The organism is Ruegeria haliotis, assembly GCF_013377785.1.
Classification (GTDB): Bacteria; Pseudomonadota; Alphaproteobacteria; order Rhodobacterales; family Rhodobacteraceae; genus Ruegeria; species Ruegeria haliotis.
In genome coordinates this window covers 204028-226241 of record NZ_JABXWT010000002.1, presented here as the reverse complement: position 1 = coordinate 226241, position 22214 = coordinate 204028, and the positions used below count along the sequence as shown (strand labels likewise).

The 22214-nt window shown below is 56.2% G+C and carries 21 protein-coding genes and 1 tRNA gene; 11 read left to right on the top strand and 11 right to left on the bottom strand.

Annotated features, from left to right (window positions below):
• Positions 1–2: 2 nt before the first annotated feature.
• Positions 3–1229, bottom strand: a complete 1227-nt coding sequence (locus HW561_RS06095; protein WP_176862737.1) for an MFS transporter — start codon at positions 1227–1229, stop codon at positions 3–5.
• Between the two features lie 97 nt (positions 1230–1326).
• On the opposite strand from HW561_RS06095, the gene HW561_RS06090 reads away from it, so the two are divergent.
• Genes HW561_RS06090 through HW561_RS06080 form a run of 3 tightly spaced genes read left to right on the top strand, consistent with a single transcriptional unit; the run spans position 1327 to position 3112 of the window.
• On the top strand, positions 1327–1959 hold the full coding sequence (locus tag HW561_RS06090; RefSeq protein ID WP_176862735.1) for a DNA-3-methyladenine glycosylase family protein: 633 nt from the start codon (positions 1327–1329) through the stop codon (positions 1957–1959).
• Positions 1956–2621 (top strand): alpha/beta hydrolase, encoded by a 666-nt coding sequence (locus HW561_RS06085; protein WP_176862733.1) that lies wholly within the window; start codon positions 1956–1958, stop codon positions 2619–2621. The genes HW561_RS06090 and HW561_RS06085 overlap by 4 nt, the downstream gene beginning before the upstream one ends.
• A gap of 2 nt (positions 2622–2623) precedes the next feature.
• Positions 2624–3112: a GNAT family N-acetyltransferase gene (locus HW561_RS06080; protein ID WP_176862731.1), complete on the top strand. Its 489-nt coding sequence runs from the start codon at positions 2624–2626 to the stop codon at positions 3110–3112.
• On the opposite strand, the gene HW561_RS06075 is transcribed toward HW561_RS06080, so the two are convergent.
• Positions 3109–3534: a VOC family protein gene (locus HW561_RS06075; protein ID WP_176862729.1), complete on the bottom strand. Its 426-nt coding sequence runs from the start codon at positions 3532–3534 to the stop codon at positions 3109–3111. The genes HW561_RS06080 and HW561_RS06075 overlap by 4 nt on opposite strands.
• 32 nt (positions 3535–3566) lie before the next feature.
• Positions 3567–4172: an rRNA large subunit pseudouridine synthase E gene (locus HW561_RS06070; RefSeq protein WP_176862727.1), complete on the bottom strand. Its 606-nt coding sequence runs from the start codon at positions 4170–4172 to the stop codon at positions 3567–3569.
• A 213-nt stretch (positions 4173–4385) separates the two neighbouring features.
• Here HW561_RS06070 and HW561_RS06065 point away from each other — a divergent pair, with 213 nt between their 5' ends.
• The gene (locus tag HW561_RS06065) at positions 4386–4973 is read left to right on the top strand and encodes an HNH endonuclease (protein ID WP_176862725.1); all 588 of its coding nucleotides are present in this window, start codon (positions 4386–4388) and stop codon (positions 4971–4973) included.
• Positions 4974–4976: 3 nt separating this feature from the next.
• Here HW561_RS06065 and HW561_RS06060 read toward each other — a convergent pair whose 3' ends face one another.
• The gene (locus HW561_RS06060) at positions 4977–5441 is read right to left on the bottom strand and encodes a disulfide bond formation protein B (RefSeq protein WP_176862723.1); all 465 of its coding nucleotides are present in this window, start codon (positions 5439–5441) and stop codon (positions 4977–4979) included.
• Entirely contained in the window at positions 5438–6016 is a 579-nt protein-coding gene (locus HW561_RS06055; RefSeq protein ID WP_176862721.1) for a YqaA family protein, read from the bottom strand. The genes HW561_RS06060 and HW561_RS06055 overlap by 4 nt, the downstream gene beginning before the upstream one ends.
• A 145-nt stretch (positions 6017–6161) precedes the next feature.
• Here HW561_RS06055 and HW561_RS06050 point away from each other — a divergent pair.
• From HW561_RS06050 to HW561_RS06030, 5 genes are all read left to right on the top strand, one after another.
• Positions 6162–6247 (top strand) — tRNA-Leu (locus HW561_RS06050).
• 499 nt (positions 6248–6746) lie between these two features.
• Positions 6747–7928 carry a glycosyltransferase family 2 protein gene (locus HW561_RS06045; RefSeq protein ID WP_328803258.1) on the top strand — a complete coding sequence of 394 codons (1182 nt, stop codon included), beginning with the start codon at positions 6747–6749 and terminating at the stop codon, positions 7926–7928.
• A gap of 356 nt (positions 7929–8284) precedes the next feature.
• Positions 8285–9253, top strand: coding sequence for a TAXI family TRAP transporter solute-binding subunit (locus tag HW561_RS06040; protein WP_176862719.1), 969 nt, complete (start codon positions 8285–8287; stop codon positions 9251–9253).
• Positions 9254–9364: 111 nt separating this feature from the next.
• The gene (locus tag HW561_RS06035; RefSeq protein WP_176862717.1) at positions 9365–11974 is read left to right on the top strand and encodes a TRAP transporter permease; all 2610 of its coding nucleotides are present in this window, start codon (positions 9365–9367) and stop codon (positions 11972–11974) included.
• A complete protein-coding gene (locus HW561_RS06030) occupies positions 11971–12402 on the top strand; it encodes a universal stress protein (RefSeq protein WP_176862715.1) in 432 nt (143 codons plus the stop codon). The genes HW561_RS06035 and HW561_RS06030 overlap by 4 nt, the downstream gene beginning before the upstream one ends.
• Before the next feature lie 105 nt (positions 12403–12507).
• On the opposite strand, the gene HW561_RS06025 is transcribed toward HW561_RS06030, so the two are convergent.
• From HW561_RS06025 to HW561_RS06015, 3 genes are read right to left on the bottom strand one after another with little or no spacing between them, the layout of a single operon-like run.
• Complete coding sequence (locus HW561_RS06025; protein ID WP_176862713.1) at positions 12508–13548, bottom strand: lipocalin-like domain-containing protein; 1041 nt, start codon at positions 13546–13548, stop codon at positions 12508–12510.
• The gene (locus HW561_RS06020) at positions 13538–15952 is read right to left on the bottom strand and encodes an ABC transporter permease (protein ID WP_176862711.1); all 2415 of its coding nucleotides are present in this window, start codon (positions 15950–15952) and stop codon (positions 13538–13540) included. Before HW561_RS06020 ends, HW561_RS06025 begins: the two co-directional genes overlap by 11 nt.
• Complete coding sequence (locus HW561_RS06015; protein WP_176862709.1) at positions 15949–16596, bottom strand: ABC transporter ATP-binding protein; 648 nt, start codon at positions 16594–16596, stop codon at positions 15949–15951. Before HW561_RS06015 ends, HW561_RS06020 begins: the two co-directional genes overlap by 4 nt.
• Positions 16597–16771: 175 nt before the next feature.
• Between HW561_RS06015 and HW561_RS06010 the strand changes: the two genes are divergently transcribed.
• Positions 16772–17206 (top strand): two pore domain potassium channel family protein, encoded by a 435-nt coding sequence (locus tag HW561_RS06010; RefSeq protein ID WP_176862707.1) that lies wholly within the window; start codon positions 16772–16774, stop codon positions 17204–17206.
• Here the strand turns inward: HW561_RS06010 and cls are convergent.
• The 3 genes from cls to HW561_RS05995 all read right to left on the bottom strand — a co-directional run bounded on the left by cls (position 17203) and on the right by HW561_RS05995 (position 21330).
• Complete coding sequence (cls, locus tag HW561_RS06005; RefSeq protein WP_176862705.1) at positions 17203–18615, bottom strand: cardiolipin synthase; 1413 nt, start codon at positions 18613–18615, stop codon at positions 17203–17205. The genes HW561_RS06010 and cls overlap by 4 nt on opposite strands.
• A 23-nt stretch (positions 18616–18638) precedes the next feature.
• Positions 18639–19628 (bottom strand): HAD family hydrolase, encoded by a 990-nt coding sequence (locus HW561_RS06000; protein ID WP_176862703.1) that lies wholly within the window; start codon positions 19626–19628, stop codon positions 18639–18641.
• Positions 19629–19728: 100 nt separating this feature from the next.
• On the bottom strand, positions 19729–21330 hold the full coding sequence (locus HW561_RS05995; RefSeq protein WP_176862702.1) for an arylsulfatase: 1602 nt from the start codon (positions 21328–21330) through the stop codon (positions 19729–19731).
• Positions 21331–21554: 224 nt separating this feature from the next.
• On the opposite strand from HW561_RS05995, the gene HW561_RS05990 reads away from it, so the two are divergent.
• Positions 21555–22214: a Crp/Fnr family transcriptional regulator gene (locus HW561_RS05990; protein ID WP_235962825.1), complete on the top strand. Its 660-nt coding sequence runs from the start codon at positions 21555–21557 to the stop codon at positions 22212–22214.

Genomic DNA, 22214 nt, shown 5'->3' with positions numbered 1-22214 from the left:
CATCAAACCGTTTCTTGATCTGTGGGTCGCAACACCAGCCACAGAAGGGCGCCACCTGCCAGCGTTAGCAAGGGGATCATCGCCAGGTTCACAGCAGTCCATCCCTCGACCGGAGAGCCGCCCGAACAGTTCATCAAGCCGCCAGAGGCCAGCGACGCAACGGTTACACCGCCGAACACCAGCAGATCGTTCAGACCTTGCATCCGTCCACGCTCGTGGATTTCGTGCGAGGCGGCGAGCATGCTGGTCGCACCGATAAAGCCAAAGTTCCAGCCAACGCCCAGCAATATCAGAGCGATGAAGAAGTTGCCCAAGTCGACGCCCTGCAACGCCACCACACCCGCCCCGGCCAGGATAACCAAACCGAGTGCCATGATCTTTTCGACGCCGAACCGCGCAATCAGATGACCGGTGAAAAAGCTGGGTACATACATCGCCAACACGTGGGTTGTAACGACATCAGCTGCGTCATTGGGGGTGAACCCACAGCCAACAACGGCCAGCGGTGTCGAGGTCATCACCAAGTTCATCAACGCGTAAGACACCATGGCGCAAATGATCGCAACGGCGATCCGCGGGGTCTTCAACAACTCCAGACGCGACCGACCCTTTGGTGCATCCGCTGCCGGTTTTGGCGGTGTCGGAATGTCGAGAAAGAAGAACAGAGCCGAGCCGAACACGTTCAACGCGATCACTGCGATATACGTGCCGAGAAATGGAATGACATAGGCTGTCGAGGTCAGTTTGACGATCTGAGGCCCGATGATCGCGGCTGCCAATCCGCCCGCCATGACATAGGAAATCGCTTTGGGGCGGAAATTGTCCGATGCGGTGTCGGCGGCGGCGAAGCGGTAGAAGCCGTGTGCGCTCATGTATATGCCGGTCAACAGGCTGCCCAGCAGGAACACCGGGAAAGATCCTAAAAACAAACCGTATGCACCGACAAGCCCGCCACAGGCGCCGGCAGTTGCACCGACCAGAAAACCGGCGCGACGTCCCCATTTTTGCATGATGGCCGAGATCGGTGTCGCCGCCAGCATCGATCCCAGAACGATCAGCGAAATGGGCAGGGTTGCAAGGCACGGATTGCTTGCCAGTGACTGCCCGGCCAGACCGCCGACGATGAAAATCATCGGCATTTGCGCCCCAAGAATAGATTGCGCAGCGACCAGAACGGCGACATTGCGTTTGGCCTGAGAATTGTCCGGGGTGGCGGTGGTCATTGTCATGCGCGTATGCGTATCGGCGAAAACGGTTGCACACAAGCGGGTTGCATATGCGACAAAGGCGCCTAACGTGCGGCCTGTGCTACAAACCGGAGAACGCATGACCGTAGGACGAATTATCGAAACGCCGGATTGCGTTTCCGAGGGGGCGCAATGGCTGGCCAATACATGCCCGCGCTTGGCGCACGCGATGGAGCAGACAGGCCCATTGCCGTTGCGTCGTCGCCCAGACGGGTTTGCCCAGCTGCTTAGCGCTATTGTCAGTCAGCAGGTCAGCGTCGCCTCGGCCAATGCAATCTGGAAACGATTGAAGGATGCGAAACTGACTGGGCCTCGCAAGATCATGTGGGCCACGGATGATGATATGCGCGCCGTTGGGCTGAGCCGTCAGAAAATCCGATATGCACGGGCCTTGGCCGATGCGCGTATTGATTACAAAGCCTTACGCGACGCCCCTAATGAGGATGTCATTACGGTGTTGACCGAAGTGCCGGGTATCGGAGTCTGGACGGCAGAGATTTATGCCATGTTCTCACTGGGCCGGGCTGATGTGATTGCGCCGGGCGATCTGGCGCTGCAAGAGGCGGCTCGGATTCTCTATGACCTGCCCAAGCGTCCCACGGATAAAGAACTGCGGAAGATGGCAGAAGATTGGTCCCCCTGGCGGTCGGTTGCGGCCCGGGTTCTGTGGGCCTATTACCGGGTGGCTAAAGACAGAGAAGGGATCAGATGACACGGGTTTTGAACGCGCTCCTAAAAGAGCCGGTTTCGGGCGATACACGCTCGGTCGTGGTGTTCGTGCACGGCTATGGTGCAAACGGGGCGGACCTGCTGGGATTGGCCGATCCCTTGGGTGAACATCTGCCAGATACGCTGTTTGTAGCCCCCGATGCGCCTGAACAGATCGCCGGAATGCCCAATGGGTTTCAGTGGTTCCCGATCCCGTGGATCGATGGCTCGTCCGAGGAAGAGGCGCACCGGGGCATGGAAATGGCAGTCGCGGATTTCGACGCATTCCTCGACGCTTTGATGGTGGACGAGGACGTTCTGCCGGAACAGGTCGTGCTGTTTGGCTTTTCCCAAGGCACAATGATGAGTCTGCACGTCGCCCCGCGCCGCGAGGACCCTGTGGCGGGTATCGTTGCCTTCTCGGGCCGACTATTGGAACCCGATTTGCTGGCGGATGAGGTGGTCAGCCGGATGCCCATCCTGTTGGTGCACGGAGATGCCGATGATGTGGTGCCACCGCAATCTCTGCCCGAGGCCGCCGAAGCCTTGCAAACTGCGGGTTTCAAGGAAGTCTATGCGCATGTCATGAAAGGCACCGGTCACGGTATTGCCCCCGATGGTCTGAGTGTTGCCTTGGCCTTCATGCGCGACAAGCTGAGTCTGTAACCATGATCGCGGTCCGCCCAATGATGCGAGAGGATGTGGCCGAGGCTTGCCACATCCTTAACCAGATCATCGCTATCGGGGGAACGACTGCGTTTGAGATTCCGTTCTCGGAGCCGTTGTTTGCACAAAGCTATCTGGATGGGGCGGACAAGATCTGCTGCCAAGTTGCACTGGACGATCAAGGGGGCGTAGCCGGGTTCCAATGGCTGGGTACGCATGAGGCGTTACCTGAAGATTGCGCAGACATCGCCACCTTTGCGCGCCCTGAGCGGGTGCTGAAAGGGGTGGGGCGTGCTCTGTTCAATGAAACAGTCAAGATGGCGGGCGCGTTGGGGTTCCAAGCCATCAATGCGACCATAAGGGCCGATAACTCGTCTGGTCTAAGTTACTATGAAAAGATGGGGTTTCGAGATTACTCAGTCGCGTATGGCGTTCCATTGCGCGACGGTACTCCAGTGGATCGCATCTCGAAGCGGTTGGATTTACGTTAAGTCCACAGGTGAGATTCTGCAAATTCAACCGAATTTCCCGCAGGGTCTCGCACATACAGGGATCGCGCACCGCTCGGCCAATCGAACTCGGCATCAATGGGAATGTTCCAATCCAGCAAGTGCTTGCGCATTGCCATGATTTCGTCCCGAGTCAGCACAAGGCACACATGCCCTGGACCCCGTGCGCCGTGTGGTGGAACGGGCAAGTCCGAATTGCTGGGCTGTTGTTCGGTCTGATCAGGGTTGAACAGCAACAGAACCGACCCACCAACGCGATAAAATACGTGGCGGTCCGGGACGCGCTGGATTTGGTCCAGACCCAATATCTCGCCATAGAACTGTTCAGCCGCCTCAAGATCATCCACATAAAGCGCCGCTTCCAGAATGGCCGAAGGGGTTGGTATGTCAGGCGTCAGTTTCATAATCCCAGTTTAGCAGACTGGGGTGGGTTCTGTCACCGGCGGGTGCGGCGGTCCCGTTTTCGTTGCGGTGCGCTGTTCAATGCGGGCATCTGCAGGCTGTCCCATGCTCCGGGGGCCAGGTTGTCCAACGTCCAATCCCCGATCTGATAGCGAATAAGGCGCAGCGTCGGCAGCCCAACGGCAGCAGTCATCCGGCGCACCTGACGGTTCTTGCCTTCGCGCAGGATTAGTTCAATCCAGCTGTCCGGCACTGTCTTACGCTCACGGATCGGAGGCGTGCGAGGCCAAAGACCGGTCGGTTCGTCAATCTGGCGCACCTTGGCCGGGCGGGTCAGGCCATCCTTCAGCTCGACCCCGTCCCGCAAACCTTTGAGCGCCGCTGCGTCCGGAATACCCTCGACCTGTACCCAATAGGTCTTGGCCATCTTGTGTTTCGGGTCCGAGATCTGCGCCTGCAAGCGCCCATTATCGGTCAGTAGCATCAGCCCCTCGCTATCGCGATCCAGACGGCCCGCCGGATAGACATCAGGCAGGTCGATGAAATCAGACAGCGTACTGCGCGGCGACTCGGTATGCGCGCGGTCGGTAAACTGCGGCAACACATCAAAGGGTTTGTTGAATCGGATAAACCAGGACATCCCGTCGCCATAGCCTGAGCTGCAGCCTGTGTGCAACCTGTGGATAACTGTCACGTGTCTGTTACCGACTCGGATTACTCAATCCCCGAGATATTGTGTAAAATCAGGCCTTGTCAGAGTTTTACCACGATATATAGTTAAAGTAAGGCCGGGGCGGGTGTTCCCCGCTCTGGTGCCATAAACGGGCAGTGCAGAGCGAGGAGCGAATCTGTTATGGACGGAGACTTCAGAACCGAATTTGTCAGGGAGCCTGGTGCGCTCAAGCATCATCCGGCATTGGTTTTGAACGCCGATTACCGCCCGTTGTCCTACTATCCACTGTCCCTGTGGCCTTGGCAGGAAGCGATCAAGGCCGCTTGGCTGGACCGGGTGGATATCGTCGCTGAATATGACGAAGTGGTCCGCAGCCCCAGTACCGAGATCCGAATACCCTCGGTCGTTGTGTTGAAAGACTATGTAAAACCCAGAAAGCGCGTGGCCTTCACGCGCTTTAATTTATTTTTGCGGGATGAATTCTGCTGTCAGTATTGCGGCAGCCGGGGCGATCTGACGTTTGATCACGTGGTGCCGCGCGCAGCGGGGGGCGTGACAAGCTGGCAGAATGTCGTGGCCGCGTGTAGCCCGTGCAACCTGCGCAAGGGCTCCAAGTCTTTGCGGCAGGCCCGGATGACACTGCGCAAGCCTCCGCGCCAGCCGGATGCCGAATCGCTGCGCAATATTGGACGCAAATTCCCGCCCAATCACCTGCATGACAGCTGGATCGATTTCCTCTACTGGGATGCCGAGCTGGACGCGTTATAACGCTTAGCGTGCACGCAGGGCGGCGATCCAGACAAATACCAGCACAGCCGACAGTGCTGCGTTCCATCCCGCCATCGATAGGCCAAACATTTCCCACGGGATATCATCGCAGCGTACCAGAGGCGCGGACATGATCTGATCCATCAGGTCTTGCGTCGACAATCCACCGATATCACCCGAGGTGCAGCTGGACGGTCCTTCCCACAGCTTACGCTCGACGCCTGCGTGGTACAGGCCAATGCCAGATGTGATCATCGCCGCAAATGCGCCCAGGAGGGGTAGCAGCCGCAGGTTGGGCAAGGCCAATGCCAAGATCCCAATCACCACAGCCGCCCCATGAGGATAGCGCTGCCAGATACACATCTTGCACGGCGCCATACCGCCGAGGTATTGAAACCCCCATGCGCCCAGCAATAAGGCCGCGGACCCGCCAGCAGCCAAAATGACGTAGGTCGTTCTTTTCGTCATAGGTATCGCACCACTAAGAAGCCGCCAAACAGCAATATGATGAACAGAGTGAACATCAGGCCCAGACGTTTCTCGATAAAGTCCCGGATCGGCTCACCAAAGCGCCACAGCAAACCAGCCACCAGGAAAAAGCGCAATGCGCGGGCCAGAATGGATGTGGCAATGAATGTTCCCAAGGGCATCCCTGTCCAGCCGGACATGATCGTGATGACCTTGTAGGGGAAGGGGGTGACCCCTGCAGCCAGAACGGCCCAGAAGCCGAAATCATTGAAGCGGGTGTTGAACTCTTCCATGGCATGCGCTTTGCCCATCGATTCGAGAATAGGCTGACCGATGCTTTCGTAAAAGAATGCTCCGATCGCATACCCCAACATACCGCCCAGAACCGATGCCACCAATGCAACCGAAGCGATTAGCCAAGCGCGTGAAGGGCGGGCCAGAATCATTGGGATCATCAGCACATCGGGGGGAATCGGAAAAACCGAGCTTTCGATGAAGGCCACGATTGCCAGCGCCCATAAGGCATGAGGATGCTCTGCCAACCGAATGGTCCAGTCATACAGCGATCGCAACATAATGCACTCATATCCCATTCTCAGACCGTGCAAGGGAAACCATGCACCTGCGGTACCGTCAACCGCCGTCGGAAAAACAAACAGTATAATGGTTGATTTTTGCCTCTGGACCTTCCCTGAGTTGGACGCTAATTCAGTGTCCGTGGCCCAAGTGGCGGAATGGTAGACGCAGGGGATTCAAAATCCCCCGTCCTAACGGACGTGCCGGTTCGAGTCCGGCCTTGGGTACCAAGGTAAAAACAGAGGGTTAGGGAAACCTGCTCTCTGTTTTTTCTTTACTGACTTTGTGTAAACTCACACTTTCACGTTCTGCTCATCTGTTGGAATCGACAGCTTTGTACGTCCTCAGAGAGCCAGCGACGATCAGCCTTCCGGATCATCCGCTTAAGTACCTCGTACCAGATCCCTTTGAAGGTTTGATAGCCAGGTTACTGGGTGGGTCAGGGAAGCCCGTGCGCAAAACATGTCATTTGTTTAGGAAAAGTGTCGTCCCAGAACGCCCGAAACTCTGACATTTCATGTTGGTCTGCTTGCCATCTTGCCGCAAATTCCGATCGGAATATTGTTTCCAATTGCTAAATAAACACCTTTAAATTCACGCTGTGTTCACACATCATGCACGAATTCGGCCCTGTGCGAACGATCCTTGACTTCGAATGCACGTCTGCAAGGCTGATACTGTATTTGTTGCATTGTTTATGGGTGGGTTCCATTGGTTAGGAAGCAAGAGGTGACCGCGTCGCCGGACGAAACAGACGCGATTGAATTGACGATCTTAATGCCGTGCCTGAATGAGGCCGAGACGATCGAAATCTGCGTTCGAAAGGCGTTGGAGTTTATCGATCGTGAAAACATCCGCGCTGAGGTTTTGATAGCAGATAACGGTAGCACAGATGGTTCGATAGAAATCGCTGAACGCCTTGGGGCACGCGTGGTGAATGTCGAACAAAAAGGCTATGGCGCGGCGTTGGCTGGCGGTATCGAATCCGCTCGCGGCACGTATGTGATCATGGGCGATGCGGATGACAGCTATGATTTTTCCAAGCTCGAGCTGTTTGTTCAGGAATTGCGTACCGGGAATGATCTGGTCATGGGAAACAGATTCCGCGGCGGGATATCCGAGGGCGCAATGCCCTTTCTGCATCGCTATCTGGGCAACCCTGTTCTCAGCTTCATTGGGCGGCTGTTCTTCAATATCCGTACTGGCGATTTTCATTGCGGCATGCGTGGGTTTCGGCGCGATGCTATTCTGGATCTAAAGCTGCACACATCCGGTATGGAATTCGCGTCCGAAATGGTGGTCCGCTCCGCCATGGGACGCCTGAAAATCACCGAAGTGCCAACAACACTGAAGCCCGATGGCCGCAGTCGCCCGCCGCATCTGCGCACGTGGAGAGATGGTTGGCGGCACCTGAAGTTCCTGTTGATGCACAATCCCAGGTGGCTTTTTGTTTATCCAGGGCTGGTGTTCACTTTGCTGGGCGGCATCACGGCCCTGATTCTGATGTTTGGACCGGTGCAAATTGCCGGATCTGTCGCGCTCGGCACAAACACGTTCATCGCGTCCTGTCTGATCACCATTGTCGGAACTCAGCTGCTGACGTTCGGAGCCTTGGCGCGCATGATAGCCACGACAAGCGGGCTTTTACCCGTCGGAGAACCCAGCAAGATTCTTAAAAGTTGGGCGACAACAGACAATATTGCGTTGTTCGCATTCTGGTTGCTTTTGTTTGGTCTCTTGTTGTTCGGTATCGCTTTTGGACAATGGGCGCGTCTTGGATTTGGTGACATCTCAAACCCGCTGACGACCAGGTTGACCGTTGCCGGGTTTAGCCTGATGGCGATTTCAATCCAAAGCGCTTTTGCGGCGTTTTTGTTCGGCATCATAGAAATTCCGACCCGGAAAAAATGATTGAGGCATCAAAAAGGGGTTTGGTGAAAACCAAACCTCAATTGCTGTAGTCAAATCAATCGACCGGGTTTGCGCTTGTAGCTTTGCATACAGAACTTACCAATTGGAATTTCCCCAAGCCGTTTAGGGGGGAAACTTTGGGAAACGTGCTCAGATCTGCGGCTTTGCGCTGTTGATCGATGCGCTGCCCTTGACAATTAAGATATCTGAATGAAACCTCAAAGTCGTTGGGAGACATTGGAAAATTTACAGAGTCATGCACGTTGCAAGACGGGCTGACCTGACTTATTGGCACGGGTCCCAAGTCTGGGGACGCGGCCTTTTTCCGCCCGCAAAATAAGAATGGGAGTTCTTTAATGAAAAACAATAGCAAGCTTAGCCTCGGGGCGTTCGTGACCGCGGCCATGATGGCTCCGGCGGCGTATGCCGAAGAGTTCATCACGATCGGTACCGGCGGTGTAACCGGCGTCTACTATCCGACAGGTGGTGCGATTTGCCGTCTGGTCAACAAAGGCCGTAAGGAACACGGCGTGCGTTGCTCGGTCGAATCGACCGGCGGTTCTGTCTATAACATCAACACCATTCGCGAAGGCGAGTTGGAGTTTGGTGTGGCCCAGTCCGACTGGCAGTACCACGCCTATAACGGCAGTTCGAAATTCGAAGAGGCTGGCCCCTTCGAAAATCTGCGCGCCGTTTTCTCGGTACACCCTGAACCGTTCACAGTTGTGGCTCGTGCCGATTCCGGCATCACCAACTTCGAAGATCTGAAGGGTAAACGCGTCAACATCGGCAACCCCGGTTCCGGTCAGCGCGGCACCATGGAAGTCCTTCTGGGCGAAATGGGCTGGACCACTGGCGATTTCGAACTGGCGACCGAGCTGAAAGCGGCTGAACAGTCCGCGGCTCTGTGCGACAACCAGATCGATGCGATGGTCTATACTGTTGGTCACCCCTCGGGTTCGATCCAAGAGGCCACCACGGCGTGTGACTCGGTGCTGGTGAATGTCAGCGGCGACGCGGTCAGCAAACTGGTCGATGACAATTCGTTCTACCGGACAGCGACAATTCCGGGTGGCATGTATCGCGGTTCGGATGGCGACACCGCGACCTTTGGCGTTGGCGCAACCTTTGTGACCTCGGCAGACGTGTCGGATGATGCGGTTTATGCAGTGGTAAGTTCGGTTTTCGAGAACTTCGATGACTTCAAAAAGCTGCACCCTGCCTTTGCCAACCTAAAGCCTGAAGAGATGATTGCAGACGGCCTGTCCGCGCCGCTGCACCCGGGCGCCGAGAAGTACTACAAAGAAAAAGGCTGGATTCAGTAATCCGCCTCTGACCACGGAACGAGGCGCTGTTCTGCGCCTCGTTTTCAACCGGTGAAACACCGGAACTAATAAATCGCGCCGGAAACTGGCCGCAGGACGGGGAGAGATTTGATGAGCGCTGACCAACAGGGCAATCGTCCGTTATCCGAAGAAGAACTACAGGAATTGGTCGCATCCTCAGATGCGGGCGCACGTGATCCGGCAGGAAACGTGGGTCTGTTTCTGGCAATCGTCGCCGCGATCTGGTCGATTTTTCAGGTGGTTCTGGCTTCGCCAATATCCAACTATGTGTTGCCCGGAAGCGTCGTCAACAATGCCCGCCAATTTCATCTGGCCTTTGCCTTGTTTCTGGCCTTTGCAGCCTATCCTGCGCTGAAATCCAGCCCGCGAAATTACATCCCCATTCAGGATTGGATCATGGGGCTTCTGGGCGCGTTTGTCGCGCTCTATGGTTACTTCTTTTACGATAAGATCGTTAACGCGGGCGGCCTTGCCGACAACACCGACAAATGGGTCGCTTTGGTGGGCCTGCTTTTGCTGTTCGAGGCCGCGCGTCGAGCTCTTGGCCCCGCCATGGCGATCATTGCGACAATCTTCTTGGTCTATGTGTTCTTCGGGTCATCGGAATGGGTGCCGGAAGTCATCCGGTGGAAAGGCGCCAGCCTGAAAAAGGCTATGAGCCACATGTGGATTACGTCCGAAGGTGTGTTCGGCATTGCCTTGGGTGTTTCCACCAAATTCGTGTTCTTGTTCGTGTTGTTTGGCGCCTTGCTCGATAAAGCCGGGGCAGGGAACTACTTTATCAAGATGGCCTTCGGCGCACTTGGTCACTTGCGCGGTGGCCCCGCCAAGGCGGCTGTGGTGGGTTCGGCTGCGACTGGCCTGATCTCGGGTTCGTCCATCGCCAACGTCGTGACAACCGGCACATTTACCATTCCGCTGATGAAGCGGGTGGGTTTCAGCAGCGAACAGGCGGGATCGGTCGAAGTTGCCTCATCCGTGAACGGTCAAATCATGCCGCCGGTCATGGGTGCCGCTGCCTTCCTGATGGTGGAATATGTTGGCATCTCTTATGTCGAGGTGATTACCCACGCCTTCCTGCCTGCCGCGATTTCCTACATAGCGCTGGTTTATATCGTGCATCTTGAGGCCGTTAAGCGGAACATGCCCACACTGGGTGATCGCGACGTTAAGCTTGCGCGCACCGTTGTGGGGATGCTGTCTTTCTTCCTGGTCTTTGCAGGGCTGTGTTACGGGTCACAATTCCCGGTTGAGGCGGTCACCAGCATTGCACCGACAAATGCCGGTCTGATTCTCAGCCTGATCATCTGCGCCATCTATGTTGCACTGCTGTATCTTGCTGCGCAGGTGCCGGACCTCGAACCCGATGATCCAAACGCCAAGGAAGTTACGCTGCCAGTGATCGCCGAGATCTACAAAGCCGGTCTTCATTACCTGCTGCCGATTGTCGTGTTGGTCTATTTCCTGATGATCGAACAGAAATCACCGGGTCTGTCAGCCTTTTGGGCAACGACCTTGCTGTTCGTAATCCTGCTAACTCAAAAGCCTCTCAAGGCGATCTTCCGTGGGCAGAGCGATCTGTACGACACGTTCATCGATGGCGTTGCCGACCTGTGGCAGGGCATGATCGATGGGGCCCGAAACATGATTGGTATCGCTCTGGCAACGGCCACAGCGGGCGTGATTGTGGGGACAGTAACTCTGACGGGTGTCGGACAGGTGATGGCCGATCTGGTCGAGTTTCTGTCGGGCGGTAACCTGATCCTGATGCTGGTGATGGTTGGTATCCTGAGCCTGATCCTAGGTATGGGCTTGCCGACAACGGCGAACTATATCGTCGTCAGCTCGCTGATGGCCGGTGTGGTTGTGGAACTGGGCGCACAAAGCGGGCTGATCGTTCCGCTGATCGCGGTACACCTTTTTGTTTTCTACTTTGGCATCATGGCTGATGTGACCCCGCCTGTCGGTTTGGCGAGTTTCGCCGCGGCCGCCGTGTCGGGCGGCGATGCGATCAAGACAGGGTTCATCGCGTTCTTCTATAGCCTGCGCACCGTGGCATTGCCGTTCGTGTTCATCTTCAACACAGATCTTCTGTTGATCGACGTGACATGGGTTGAGGGGATAATTGTCGCTATATCTGCAACCATAGCCATCCTTGTCTTTACTGCGGGAACAATGGGCTATTTCCTGACCAAGAGCCGGATCTATGAAAGCATTGCATTGATCTTTGTGGCCTTTGCCCTGTTCCGGCCGGACTATTTCATGGATCGCATCGCCCCCCCCTATACCATGGTCGAGCCTGCTGCGTTCGAAGAAACCATCGGCGAGACCCCTCCGGGCACAGAAGTTCGGCTGGTCATCGCAGGCCCGGATTTCGATACGTTGGAGATGGTCGACACCACTGTGGTCGTCCCGGTTGGCAACGAAGAGGGTGGTGCAGCCCGGGTCGAGGCCATGGGTCTGCTGCTGACTGCCGAGGATGGGTTGGTCAAACTGGACGAACCGATGTTTGGCTCGCCGGTTGCTGATGATCTGGACAACTTCGACTATTACGGGGATGAGGCCGTGCGCCTGACTTCGGTCAGTCTTCCGTCCAGCCAACCTCCAAAACAGTTGATCTTTATCCCGGCCTTGATCCTGCTGGGCTTGATCGCCTTCCTTCAACGCGGCCGTGCCGCAAGACAAGAGGTGCCGGCATGATAAACTCTGTTCTTTGCGCCGTAGATATCAGCAACGGAGAGCTGGACGCGCCAGTTCTGAAGATCGCGGCGAAGCTGGCTGATCTGGATGGTGCGCAGCTGGATGTTGTCACCGTGCTGCCGGATTTCGGAGAAAGCTGGGTATCCGGCTTTTTCGAATCTGATTTCCATAACAAAGCGCTGGAAGAGGCACATGAAAAGCTGACGGCACTTTGTACGGCGAACCTGGACGCGGATCGCAACGAGAAGATCCGACATGTGGTTGCCACTGGCACAGCCTATCAGGAAATACTGAAAACGGCCGAAAGTGCGGGTTCCGATTTGATCGTGATCGGGGCGCACAAGCCCGACTTGAAAGACTACCTGTTGGGTCCGAATGCTGCGCGGGTCGTACGGCACTCGAGCGTTTCGGTCTACGTGGTTCGGTAATTCGTGTTATCGGTGCCGATCGATACATGCACGTAGCCCCTAGGAAAGACTGAAGGCTAGCCGCACGCGTTAGGAACGGGTGCGGCACCTAGGTGACGGCTCGGACTAGTATCCGGTCATTTCCAGATAACCGCGCCCCTTGTGGCTGCCTGAGACAGTAACCGGACCTTCCCAGTATTCAAAGCGTGTGGCCATCCAGGCATTGGGTGTGAGGGCGGACACTTCGACATCAACCCCACGGTCTGGCAGCGTCACGCGCCATTGCACTGGTACATCCCGTCCCGCGACGCGCGCGGTCTCAAGCGATGTGAAACTGGCAGATCCGTCGGGCAGTGCCACAGCAGTCCCCTCAGCGTCGATCCAGGTGGCCGACGTGAAATCGCCACGTCCGCCCCGCAGGCGGAACGCCATCAGCTTGGTTCCATCCTCGAAGCTGAGCGAGAACCAATCCCATCCGCTTTGATCGCTGGCCAAGGGTTGAGAGGACCACTCGCGATCCAACCAGCCTTCACCGGTGACAGCGACATCTCCTTCAGGCAGATGCAAGACACCTTCGACCGCGTAGGACGGTTGCGAGTAGTAGTAACTGGCCTGCCCATCGGCGGATTTTACCGAATATCCTGCGTCGCCGTGAAAAACCAACGGATCTTGGGCGTTTAGAGACAGGTTATAACCAAAGTTCGCGCCATTGGCGGACAGGGTCAGAGCGTCAAAATCAAGCCCCGCCATACGCCATTCGTCAATCCAGGCTTCGAAAGGTTGCGCCGTGACACCCGCCTGCCCAATCCCGCCGCGCGACAGACGTTCGGCAAAGTAATGTGTGTCAGGGGTGGTGACGGCGGCATGGCCCATCCACAACTGGGGGCTCTGCCAGCTCTGTGTCTCGGCTGGTTTCAGGGCTGATCGGAACAGCGTCCATTGTATCCCGTAGTCGCGCCCGTCGGCGCCCTGAAGATTTGCGGTCAGGTACCACCATTCGATCCGGTAGCTGGGATGTGGTCCGTGATCTTTTGGAAAGTCGAACTGATAGCCGCGTTGCGGAACATCAAACCCTTCAGCAGATCCGCCAAGATCGGCATAACCTTGCGCCCAACTTGCGACGGGAAACAAGAACAACAGGACCACAAGCAGGGTTCTAACGTTCATTGGCAAACACCTTCAGCAAATCGGCAGGTGGCAGGCGTAGCATTCGCAGTGCGGGTAGGGCGGCGGCAATCATCGCAGCCAATAAGGTCAGCAAAAGCAGGACAATCCAATCCCATGGGAACACATACATCGGCAAGCGCCAGCCAAAGGCCTGCACGTTGATGACAGTCAACAACACCCACGCCAGCACAAGCCCCAATGGCAGCGCCAGACATGCTGTCAGCGCCGCCAGCAATACGCTACGCAACAGTTCCAGCCGCGACAGTTGCGCTCGGTTTAGACCTAGCGCCCAAACCGGTGCGATTTGAGGCAGGCGTTGAGTCCACAACGTCAGCAAGCTGGTGAGAATGGCAAAACCGGCCACCCCAAGGGTCAACACATTCAACGCCGAGGTCACGACGAAGGTCTTTTCGAAAATGGCCAAGGATTGCGCCTTCATCGCCGCCTGCTGGACAACGGCCTGTCGGGGCAGATCAAAACGGGTTCGCAGTGTTTGTGCCATCTCGGCCGCACGGCCCGGATCCATGCGGATACCGAAGCGGCGCGTCTCAACGCCCGGCGAGATCAGGTTGAGCTGCTGCATAGAGACGATGGCCTGGCCGGTAGGATTACCATAATCCGAATAAACGCCGGCGATTTTCAGAGCACGTGCAGGGGAAAACTGCAGATCGTCTCCGGGCCAAAGATTGGCGCGCCGGGCCAGTTGCTCGTTTATTAAGACGGCGTTTCCTGCCATGGTTTTATCCCAGACATCCGAGGCGGATGCGATCAAAGGCCAATTCTGCCGGTAAACTGGGTCATCGACGACGCCGTACAGGAACAATGGCCCCGTCTCATGCTCCAATTCCACGCTTCGGATAGGAAGGATTGCATCGACCTGCGGGCGCAGCCAGTCTGAAACCTCGCGGCCTTGCTGATTATCGGTTGCAGTTACGTACAGTTCGGATGTCAGGCGCTGATCCAGCCACCCGACAAAGGTCAGGCGAAAGCTGGACACCATGGTTCCGACGCCGATATTTGCCGCCAACGCCAATAGCAAAGCCATCAAGGCCAAGGACAGACCGGGCAGTTGTGCGCGCATGTCGGCCCAGACCCACTGAGCGACCGGGCCCTGTGCGGTGCGCGCCAATTGCGATATGGCAAAAGACAAGAGCAACGGCAGCAACAGTGCGGCGCCTGTCAGTAATCCGCCGAGAAGAATGAACCCGGCGATCAAACCGCCAAAGCTGAGGTAAATGACTACACCGCCAACGATCAGGGCAAAACCGGCGATCCCGGTGAAACCGCGCCGCGATCCGCTGCTTCGCCAAGCCTGAAGACCAGGTCCGGCCAGAAGAGGCAACTGAGACAGACGCCAGAGTGCATGACCACTGGCCAGCAGGGTTCCGAAAACCGCCATTGCGAGCCCAGCCAGCGCCCATTCCGGTTGCAGGGACATCTGTCCAGTGACGGGTGCGCCGTACAGGCCTCGCAACGTCGCGGCAACATCAGGCAGCAATGCGCCCGCCAGAAAGAACCCCAGAACCAAACCCAAAGCTCCGCCAATCAGTGCAAGCAAGGTCAGTTCGGCCAAAATCAACCACACCAGACGCCGTATCGACACGCCCAACGCACGCAACGTTCTGATCATTCCGCGTCGTTGGGCAAAAGCCAGACCGACGGTGCCATGAACAATGAAAAGTCCAACGGCAAAGGACAGCAGGCCAAAAGCGGAAAGGTTCAAATGAAAACTGTCGGTCAACTGTGCCGTGTCTATTTGGGACGCGGGGCCGACCCGTTCAAGTTCTGGTGCAATCTCGGAAAGCGGCGGAAGGACATGCGGCTGGTCGGGCAGCACGACAAGCCGCGAGATCGCTCCGGGTTTGTTCAGCAACGTTTCTGCCACGCCTATGTCCGTCAGGATAACATCGGAGGGCAGCGCTGTGGTGGTCAGGATAGGGGGCAGGGCATTCTGCTCGCGCAACAGGGGGGCCAGATCGGGCGACACCAGTAAGCGACCGGGAGCGGTCAGTATATCAGCGGGATCAGGTGGGTTTGTGCTCTGCTCAGCGTCGATCACGGCGGGCAGGGCTGGATAGGCCACCATGTCTACACCCATCAGGCGCAGGTTACGCCCGCCAACGCGGTATGACCCTTCAAGCACGGCGGCCACCTGCCACCCTGCACGGCGCAGATCGACATATCGGGACAATGGGATATCCCCTGCGGGATCTCGCAGCTCGTCAAATTGACCAAGCGCGAGCTGAGCGTTCGCCTGTGCATAACTGGCGCGGGCTTCGGCGTTGATGGCCTGAACGGCCGACCACAATCCCGTGGCCAGCGCAATGCCGATGAGCAAGGTCGCCAGTAGCAGACGATGCGTGCGCCAGTGCGACAGCAGCGCCTGTACGATCGCTGCGGTCATTGAATGTGTCCGCCAGCCAAATGCACCCGTCGGTCCAGTCTGGCGGCGATCTCTTGCGAATGAGTGACCAGCAGCAACGCTGCCCCGGTATCAACCACCAGAGACAGCATTAAATCCAGCACATTGGCGCTGGCGGTTTCGTCCAGATTGCCAGTGGGTTCATCCGCCAATAGCAGCTTGGGACGTGCCGCCATGGCGCGACCGATGGCAACCCGCTGTTGTTGCCCGCCCGAGAGGGTCTCGGGGAAGCTGCCCAGCAGATCGGATAAACCCAGCCTTTCCGCCAGATGACTGCCCCAGGTGGGATCGTAGTTCCCAGCCAGGCGCGCATGAAATGACAGGTTCTGATCAACCGTCAGCGATGGGATCAGATTGAATTGCTGAAACACCAAAGATACACTACGGCGCCGCAATACTGCCCGCCCAGCATCATCGAGCGGCGAAAGCGGTGTGCCGTCCAAGGTGATTTCGCCGCCATCAAAGCTGTCCAAGGCCGCCGCCAGATGCAACAAGGTGCTTTTGCCGCTGCCACTTTCCCCGGTCAGGGCCAGCGTCTGCCCATGATCGAGCGTCAACGAAACGTCGCGCAGAACAGGTCGCCCGCCGGGATAGGATTTCTGAACTTTGTCGATACTCAACAGCATGGTCTGCCCCGTTTTGTACTGCAGGATGTGCAACAGTTTTGCCGACTGTCCAGTATACTCGGGCAGCCGGTTCCTTTCGCCGCAGGTAAACTGGTGAATGCGCGGGCTTGTGCGTCGCGGCGTCAGAGGCCATTCTGCACAGGTTAGTCACCGCCGCAATTCAGGATGTAAAAACATGACGTTGCCGCACCAGATCTTTTGGGGCAGTACCTTTCTGGGCCTTTGTTTTTTGATCGAAATCCTTCTGTTGACGTGGTGCACAGTGACCATCATGAAAATGGAAGGAAAATGGGCCGCGCGCGGTGTGTTTTTTTCTACGGCCGGGCCGATCGCAATAGCACTGGGCTTTATCGTTGCAACACACACCATACAGGTGTGGATCTGGGCGATTGCTTGGGTGTTGCTTGATGTGCTTCCGGACTGGAATAGCGCGATCTATTTCTCTCTGGTGACCTTCACAACCCTGGGCTATGGGGACATCGTTTTGGGCGAAGGCCTACGCATCTTCGGCTCTTTTGCGGCTGTGACCGGGCTATTGGCGTTCGGCTTATCGACGGCGTACATGGTTGCACTGATGACGCGGGTGTTTCAGGAAAACTTCTTTTCCTAGAGAATGGGCGCGAACAGGCGGGCCAGTGGTGCCCCGAACCGGATATGAGCCGCCTGCTGAGGAAGAGACCGCGTCAGTTCATAACTGTCCTCGAAATCGGCCAGCAGCATTTTTTCAACGGCGCCGGTCGCGCGGGCATCGAAGAACAAGGCCATCGCCTCAAAGTTCAACCGGAATGAGCGATTGTCGAGATTGGTCGTACCTACTGCGGCCAACGTGTCATCCACCACAAACACTTTTTGGTGCATGAAACCGTCGGTATAGCGGAACACGCGGGCGCCGCAGTTGCGGATCTCGTCAAAATAGGCAAAGGCGGCCAGCCAGGGCAGGCGATGATCGATCACGTCGGGGACAAGAATGCGAACGTCAACGCCGCGCATGGCTGCATGCTGCAGCGCTGTCATGATGTCGATGTCCGGCACGAAATAGGGCGAGGCGATCCACAACCGCTCTTTGGCCTCGGCAATGGCGGCGAAGAACATCATTGCACCGGTTTCGGTGTCATCCCCCGGTCCGGTTGCCACTAGCAGGGCATTCATGTCCTGCTCGGATTCGCTGCCGGCCCAGTCCAGATCGTCGATCAGATCTTCGTCGTGGGCCCAGTGCCAATCCTCGATAAAGATCAATTGCAACTGGCGCACGATATGGCCGGTCATTTTAATGTGCGTATCGCGCCAATGGCCGAAATGGGCGTCCTGACCTAGATATTCGACACCAACATTGTGACCGCCGATAAATCCGGTTTCGCCATCGATGATCACGGTTTTCCGGTGGTTTCTGTAATTGAGCTGAAAGCGGAAATTTGGCCCGCGCTGGTCGCGAGGATTGGCCACATCAATCCCGGCGTTTTGCATGGTTTCCAGATATTCGGTCGGCAGGCCATAGCTGCCAACGGCGTCCGTCATGAACCGAACGTGTACACCACGTTTGGAAGCGGCGATCAGTTTTTCCTGCAACTGACGCCCCAGAACGTCGTCACGGACAATGTAGAACTGGATCAGAATATAGTTCTGCGCGCCGTCAATGGCTGTGAAAATGGCATCAAACGTGGCCTGCCCATCGATAAGCAGTTCCGCCCCGTTGCCGCGCGAGACGGGCAGGTGGGCCAGAAATTCGAAGGGGCGAGGGTTGATCGGCATCGTGGACGGGTCGGGCTTTGAGTAATCTGCAAAGGTTTTGATGCCCTCGACCACCCGCTCGCTTTCCTGGCGGGCAATGCGATACCCGCGGAATCGGTGATGTCCAAGAAACAGATATAGCGGAACCGCAAAGAAGGGGGCCGACAGCAAAAAAACCACCCAACCAACAGCGCCCTGAGACGTGCGTGCCGTTTGGGCTGCGCGCAAAGAGAACACAACCGCCGTAGCATACAGGGCGAAAACGAAGGCGGAAACAAGTAATGTCCACATTGGGTTATGTGACTCCGGGGCGATCAGTTTGCGCCAGTGTAGATGCGGGACCAGTCTTGCGCCATATCTACAATGACCCAACCCATACCCGGCCCTTTGTCCAACCCATCCACCAGCTTTCCAATCGGGCTTTCGCGGTCATAAGCCCATTCGCGCGCGGCGTCTGTGTGGTGGATCAGAACGCCCAGACGCGGTCCTTCACCCGCCGATGTCCATTCCATCATGGCGAAATCCCCATCCGAGTTGCCACCTGCCAGGATTGGGCGCTTGCCGATGGTACGCTCGATATTGATCGGTTTACCCCCCTTGTCGTCGATGAAGGCAATTCCGGGAGCCTTGATCACGGTTGGAACTCCGTCGACCTGCTCATAGGTCGTATTGGCATAAGTGCCGAGGATTTGTTCAGGCGGGATGCCATAGGCCTCTTCGGCAAAGACACGCATGAAATGAAGACCGCCGCCAGACACGATATAGGTCTGAAACCCTTCGTCACGCAGATAACGCAACAGTTCAACCATCGGCTGATAGGTCATCTGATCATACGGCAGATTGGTTTCCGGGTGTCGGGCCGTGTCCAGCCAGTCTGCCACTGCGGCCTGAAAGGCTTCGACACTTATGCCGGAATGCGAGGCATTCACGACCTCGATCAAGGCATTATGGCCGCCCTGCAGAACGGTTTCCAGATCACCTTTAGCTGCGGCCTGCAAGGTCGGTGTGGTCAGGATGGAGGGATCTTGTTTGGCCAATTCAGCCAACCGATCCATTGCGAAAATGAACTGGAAATACACGGGCTGCTCTGCCCAAAGTGTTCCGTCATTGTCGAATACTGCGATGCGGTCGGCTGGTGTTACGTAATCGGTGCTGTCCGGAGTGGTTACAGCCGTGACGAATTCGACAATTTGATCTTTTGTTCCCGAACTTACCCAGCTGGGCAGTGGATCCGCCGATGCGGTGAAACTTCCGAAACTACTCAGAGTGACTGCCACAGCCAGGGCAGGGAGTATTCTTGTCATGATCCATTACCTTTGACGCATGTTACGCAATAATGATGTCGTATATAAATCAAAATACCCGCAGCGCCGGATAGGGGCTGCGGGTTCTAGTTTTGCGAGTTTACTTGGAACCGACCTGACTGAAGATCTTGTCCTTGGCATCGCCAATCGTAAAGCTGCCGGGCTTCTGCCGCGGTGGGAACTCTTCGAAAGTATCAAGGAACTGGCCTACATACTCAGCCGCTGGCAACAGCAGGTAGACACGGTCTATGTACCAGTCCCAATAGGTGTTCGAGGTTACATTGGCGCGCTCGTACGGATCGCGGCGCAGGTTGAACAGCAATGGAATACGCAGTTCGGTCCAGGGTTCGGCCCAGGCGCGCAAAGTCTGCGGATAGCGGTGCTCGAGGAACACGGCTTTCCAATCATCGTAGCGCAGCGCGGTCAGATCTCCATCATCCGAGAAATAGAAAATCTCGTGCCGAGGACCTTCTTCGACTTCACCGGTCAGGTAAGGCAGGAAGTTGTATCCATCCAGATGCACTTTGTAGTCTCGACCCCCGCCAACTTCTGCTACGTTGATCCCTTCCAGCAATTGCTCCTTGATGTCCGGATTTCCAGCGACCGCCAGATAGGTCGGCAACCAGTCCATGTGATGCATGATTTCATTGCTGACAGAGCCGGCATCGATGTTGCCGGGCCAACGCACCATGGACGGCACGCGCCACCCACCTTCGTAGTTGGTGTTCTTTTCGCCCCGGAACGGCGTCATCGCCGCGTCCGGCCAAGTGTTCATATGCGGGCCATTGTCGGTGGAATAATGTACGATCGTGTTATCAGCGATCCCCAGTTCATCCAGCAGGGCGAGGAATTGGCCGATATGCATGTCATGTTCGATCATGCCCGCCTGGTACTCGTCCATATGCTTGCCGGCAATTTCGTCAGCCTTTGTACGCATTTCGTCTTTGACATGCGTACGGAAATGCATCCGAGTGCCCGACCACCAGACAAACCACGGTACGCCTTCTTCGGTCTTGCGCGTGATGAAGTCGAGCGCAGCCGCAACTGTTTCGTCATCCACGGTTTCCATCCGCTTTTTGGTAAGCGGGCCGGTGTCTTCGATCATGCCATCGGAACTGGATTTGATGACCCCCCGCGGACCGAACCGCTCGCGGAATTCAGGGTTTTGGGGATAGTCTTCGTTCTCGGGCTCTTCCTCTGCGTTCAAGTGATAGAGATTGCCGAAAAACTCATCGAAACCATGATTGGTCGGAAGCATCTCGTCCCGATCGCCCAAGTGGTTCTTGCCAAACTGACCCGTTGCGTAGCCTTGAGCTTTCAGCAGACCGGCAATGGTAGGGTCCTCGACCTGCATGCCTTCCTTTGCGCCCGGCAGGCCAACTTTAGACAAACCGGTCCGAAAAACTGACTGACCCATGATATAGGATGACCGGCCAGCCGTGCAGGATTGCTCACCATAATAATCGGTGAAAATCATGCCTTCATTCGCAACGCGATCAATATTCGGCGTTTGATACCCCATCAGACCCATTGTGTAGGCTGAGATATTGGACTGCCCTATATCGTCGCCCCAGATAACCAGAATATTTGGTTTCTGATCTTGCGCCCATGCGGGCAGAGCGAGCGCGACAGTGGCCGACGCCACAGCGAACCGGCGCAAATTACGACGCCAACAGTCCGCAATCGAATGTGGTAGTGACATGATATGCTCCTGATCTGACCGGGTTCTTTAAAACCCGAAGATGTAAAAGTATTGAATGGCGTCCCATTTTCATTTGAAAATCTGCCAGCAATTCGTTGGGTCCCAGTGCGTGAAAAATTGAAAAATTCTGGGATTCGAACAAACCCACTCTAAGCTATGAATATGTCTTGAAACCTATCATATGATGAGATCATAAAATACTAATGTTTGATAAAGCGAATAATATGAAGCTATTGGGCGAATCCGGTTGGTACGGTGAGCGATCCGCTGCTTTTCAAAGTGACCTGATGGGTTGCGCGATTGCGAAGACATTTGACGCTTGCGAGACGCTTTATCATCATGGGGATGCCGCAAACGGGATCTATTCTATACTATCCGGCGGTGTTCAGATTACTGCGCCGGCAGATGATGGGCAGGAATTCGTGTTGCACCGTGAGGGCGCAGGTTTTTGGATCGGTGATCTGGCTCTGTTCGCTAACGCAAAAAGGTTGGTTAGCGTTGTGACAACACAAGAAACGCAAGCGTTGTTTTTCCCGAACGCACGTATCTCGAGGTTGGTTCAGGACAAGCCTGAATACATCCGCGACTTTTACGCGTTGACCCACGACAACATGCAGACGGCCCTGCGTATCATGGCGAACCTGGCCGTCACCGGGACAGAGAAACGTCTGGTTTTGCGTTTATTGCATCTCGATGAAGGGACGTCGAAGTCCGGCGAATGGATCGTTGTGTCCCAGGACGAATTGGCCGAGATGATTGCCGTGTCACAACCTACATTGCACCGCTGTTTGCGCCGACTTGCAAAACTGGACCTTATCGAGCTTGGGTATGGCCGGGTTCGGCTGCTGGATCGGCGGGCGTTGATTGCCAGCTGTCAAACCTGA

Bases quoted from the DNA above. Each gene is read 5' to 3' on its own strand.
- HW561_RS06085 (WP_176862733.1), top strand. From the start codon at position 1,956: ATGACACGGGTTTTGAACGCGCTCCTAAAAGAGCCGGTTTCGGGCGAT.
- HW561_RS06020 (WP_176862711.1), bottom strand. From the start codon at position 15,952: ATGACCGCAGCGATCGTACAGGCGCTGCTGTCGCACTGGCGCACGCAT.
- HW561_RS06015 (WP_176862709.1), bottom strand. From the start codon at position 16,596: ATGCTGTTGAGTATCGACAAAGTTCAGAAATCCTATCCCGGCGGGCGA.
- HW561_RS06025 (WP_176862713.1), bottom strand. From the start codon at position 13,548: ATGAACGTTAGAACCCTGCTTGTGGTCCTGTTGTTCTTGTTTCCCGTC.
- HW561_RS06010 (WP_176862707.1), top strand. From the start codon at position 16,772: ATGACGTTGCCGCACCAGATCTTTTGGGGCAGTACCTTTCTGGGCCTT.
- HW561_RS06080 (WP_176862731.1), top strand. From the start codon at position 2,624: ATGATCGCGGTCCGCCCAATGATGCGAGAGGATGTGGCCGAGGCTTGC.
- HW561_RS06090 (WP_176862735.1), top strand. From the start codon at position 1,327: ATGACCGTAGGACGAATTATCGAAACGCCGGATTGCGTTTCCGAGGGG.
- HW561_RS06095 (WP_176862737.1), bottom strand. From the start codon at position 1,229: ATGACAATGACCACCGCCACCCCGGACAATTCTCAGGCCAAACGCAAT.
- HW561_RS06075 (WP_176862729.1), bottom strand. From the start codon at position 3,534: ATGAAACTGACGCCTGACATACCAACCCCTTCGGCCATTCTGGAAGCG.
- HW561_RS06040 (WP_176862719.1), top strand. From the start codon at position 8,285: ATGAAAAACAATAGCAAGCTTAGCCTCGGGGCGTTCGTGACCGCGGCC.
- HW561_RS06055 (WP_176862721.1), bottom strand. From the start codon at position 6,016: ATGTTGCGATCGCTGTATGACTGGACCATTCGGTTGGCAGAGCATCCT.
- HW561_RS05990 (WP_235962825.1), top strand. From the start codon at position 21,555: ATGAAGCTATTGGGCGAATCCGGTTGGTACGGTGAGCGATCCGCTGCT.
- HW561_RS06070 (WP_176862727.1), bottom strand. From the start codon at position 4,172: ATGTCCTGGTTTATCCGATTCAACAAACCCTTTGATGTGTTGCCGCAG.
- HW561_RS06030 (WP_176862715.1), top strand. From the start codon at position 11,971: ATGATAAACTCTGTTCTTTGCGCCGTAGATATCAGCAACGGAGAGCTG.
- HW561_RS05995 (WP_176862702.1), bottom strand. From the start codon at position 21,330: ATGTCACTACCACATTCGATTGCGGACTGTTGGCGTCGTAATTTGCGC.
- HW561_RS06035 (WP_176862717.1), top strand. From the start codon at position 9,365: ATGAGCGCTGACCAACAGGGCAATCGTCCGTTATCCGAAGAAGAACTA.
- HW561_RS06060 (WP_176862723.1), bottom strand. From the start codon at position 5,441: ATGACGAAAAGAACGACCTACGTCATTTTGGCTGCTGGCGGGTCCGCG.
- cls (WP_176862705.1), bottom strand. From the start codon at position 18,615: ATGTGGACATTACTTGTTTCCGCCTTCGTTTTCGCCCTGTATGCTACG.
- HW561_RS06000 (WP_176862703.1), bottom strand. From the start codon at position 19,628: ATGACAAGAATACTCCCTGCCCTGGCTGTGGCAGTCACTCTGAGTAGT.
- HW561_RS06065 (WP_176862725.1), top strand. From the start codon at position 4,386: ATGGACGGAGACTTCAGAACCGAATTTGTCAGGGAGCCTGGTGCGCTC.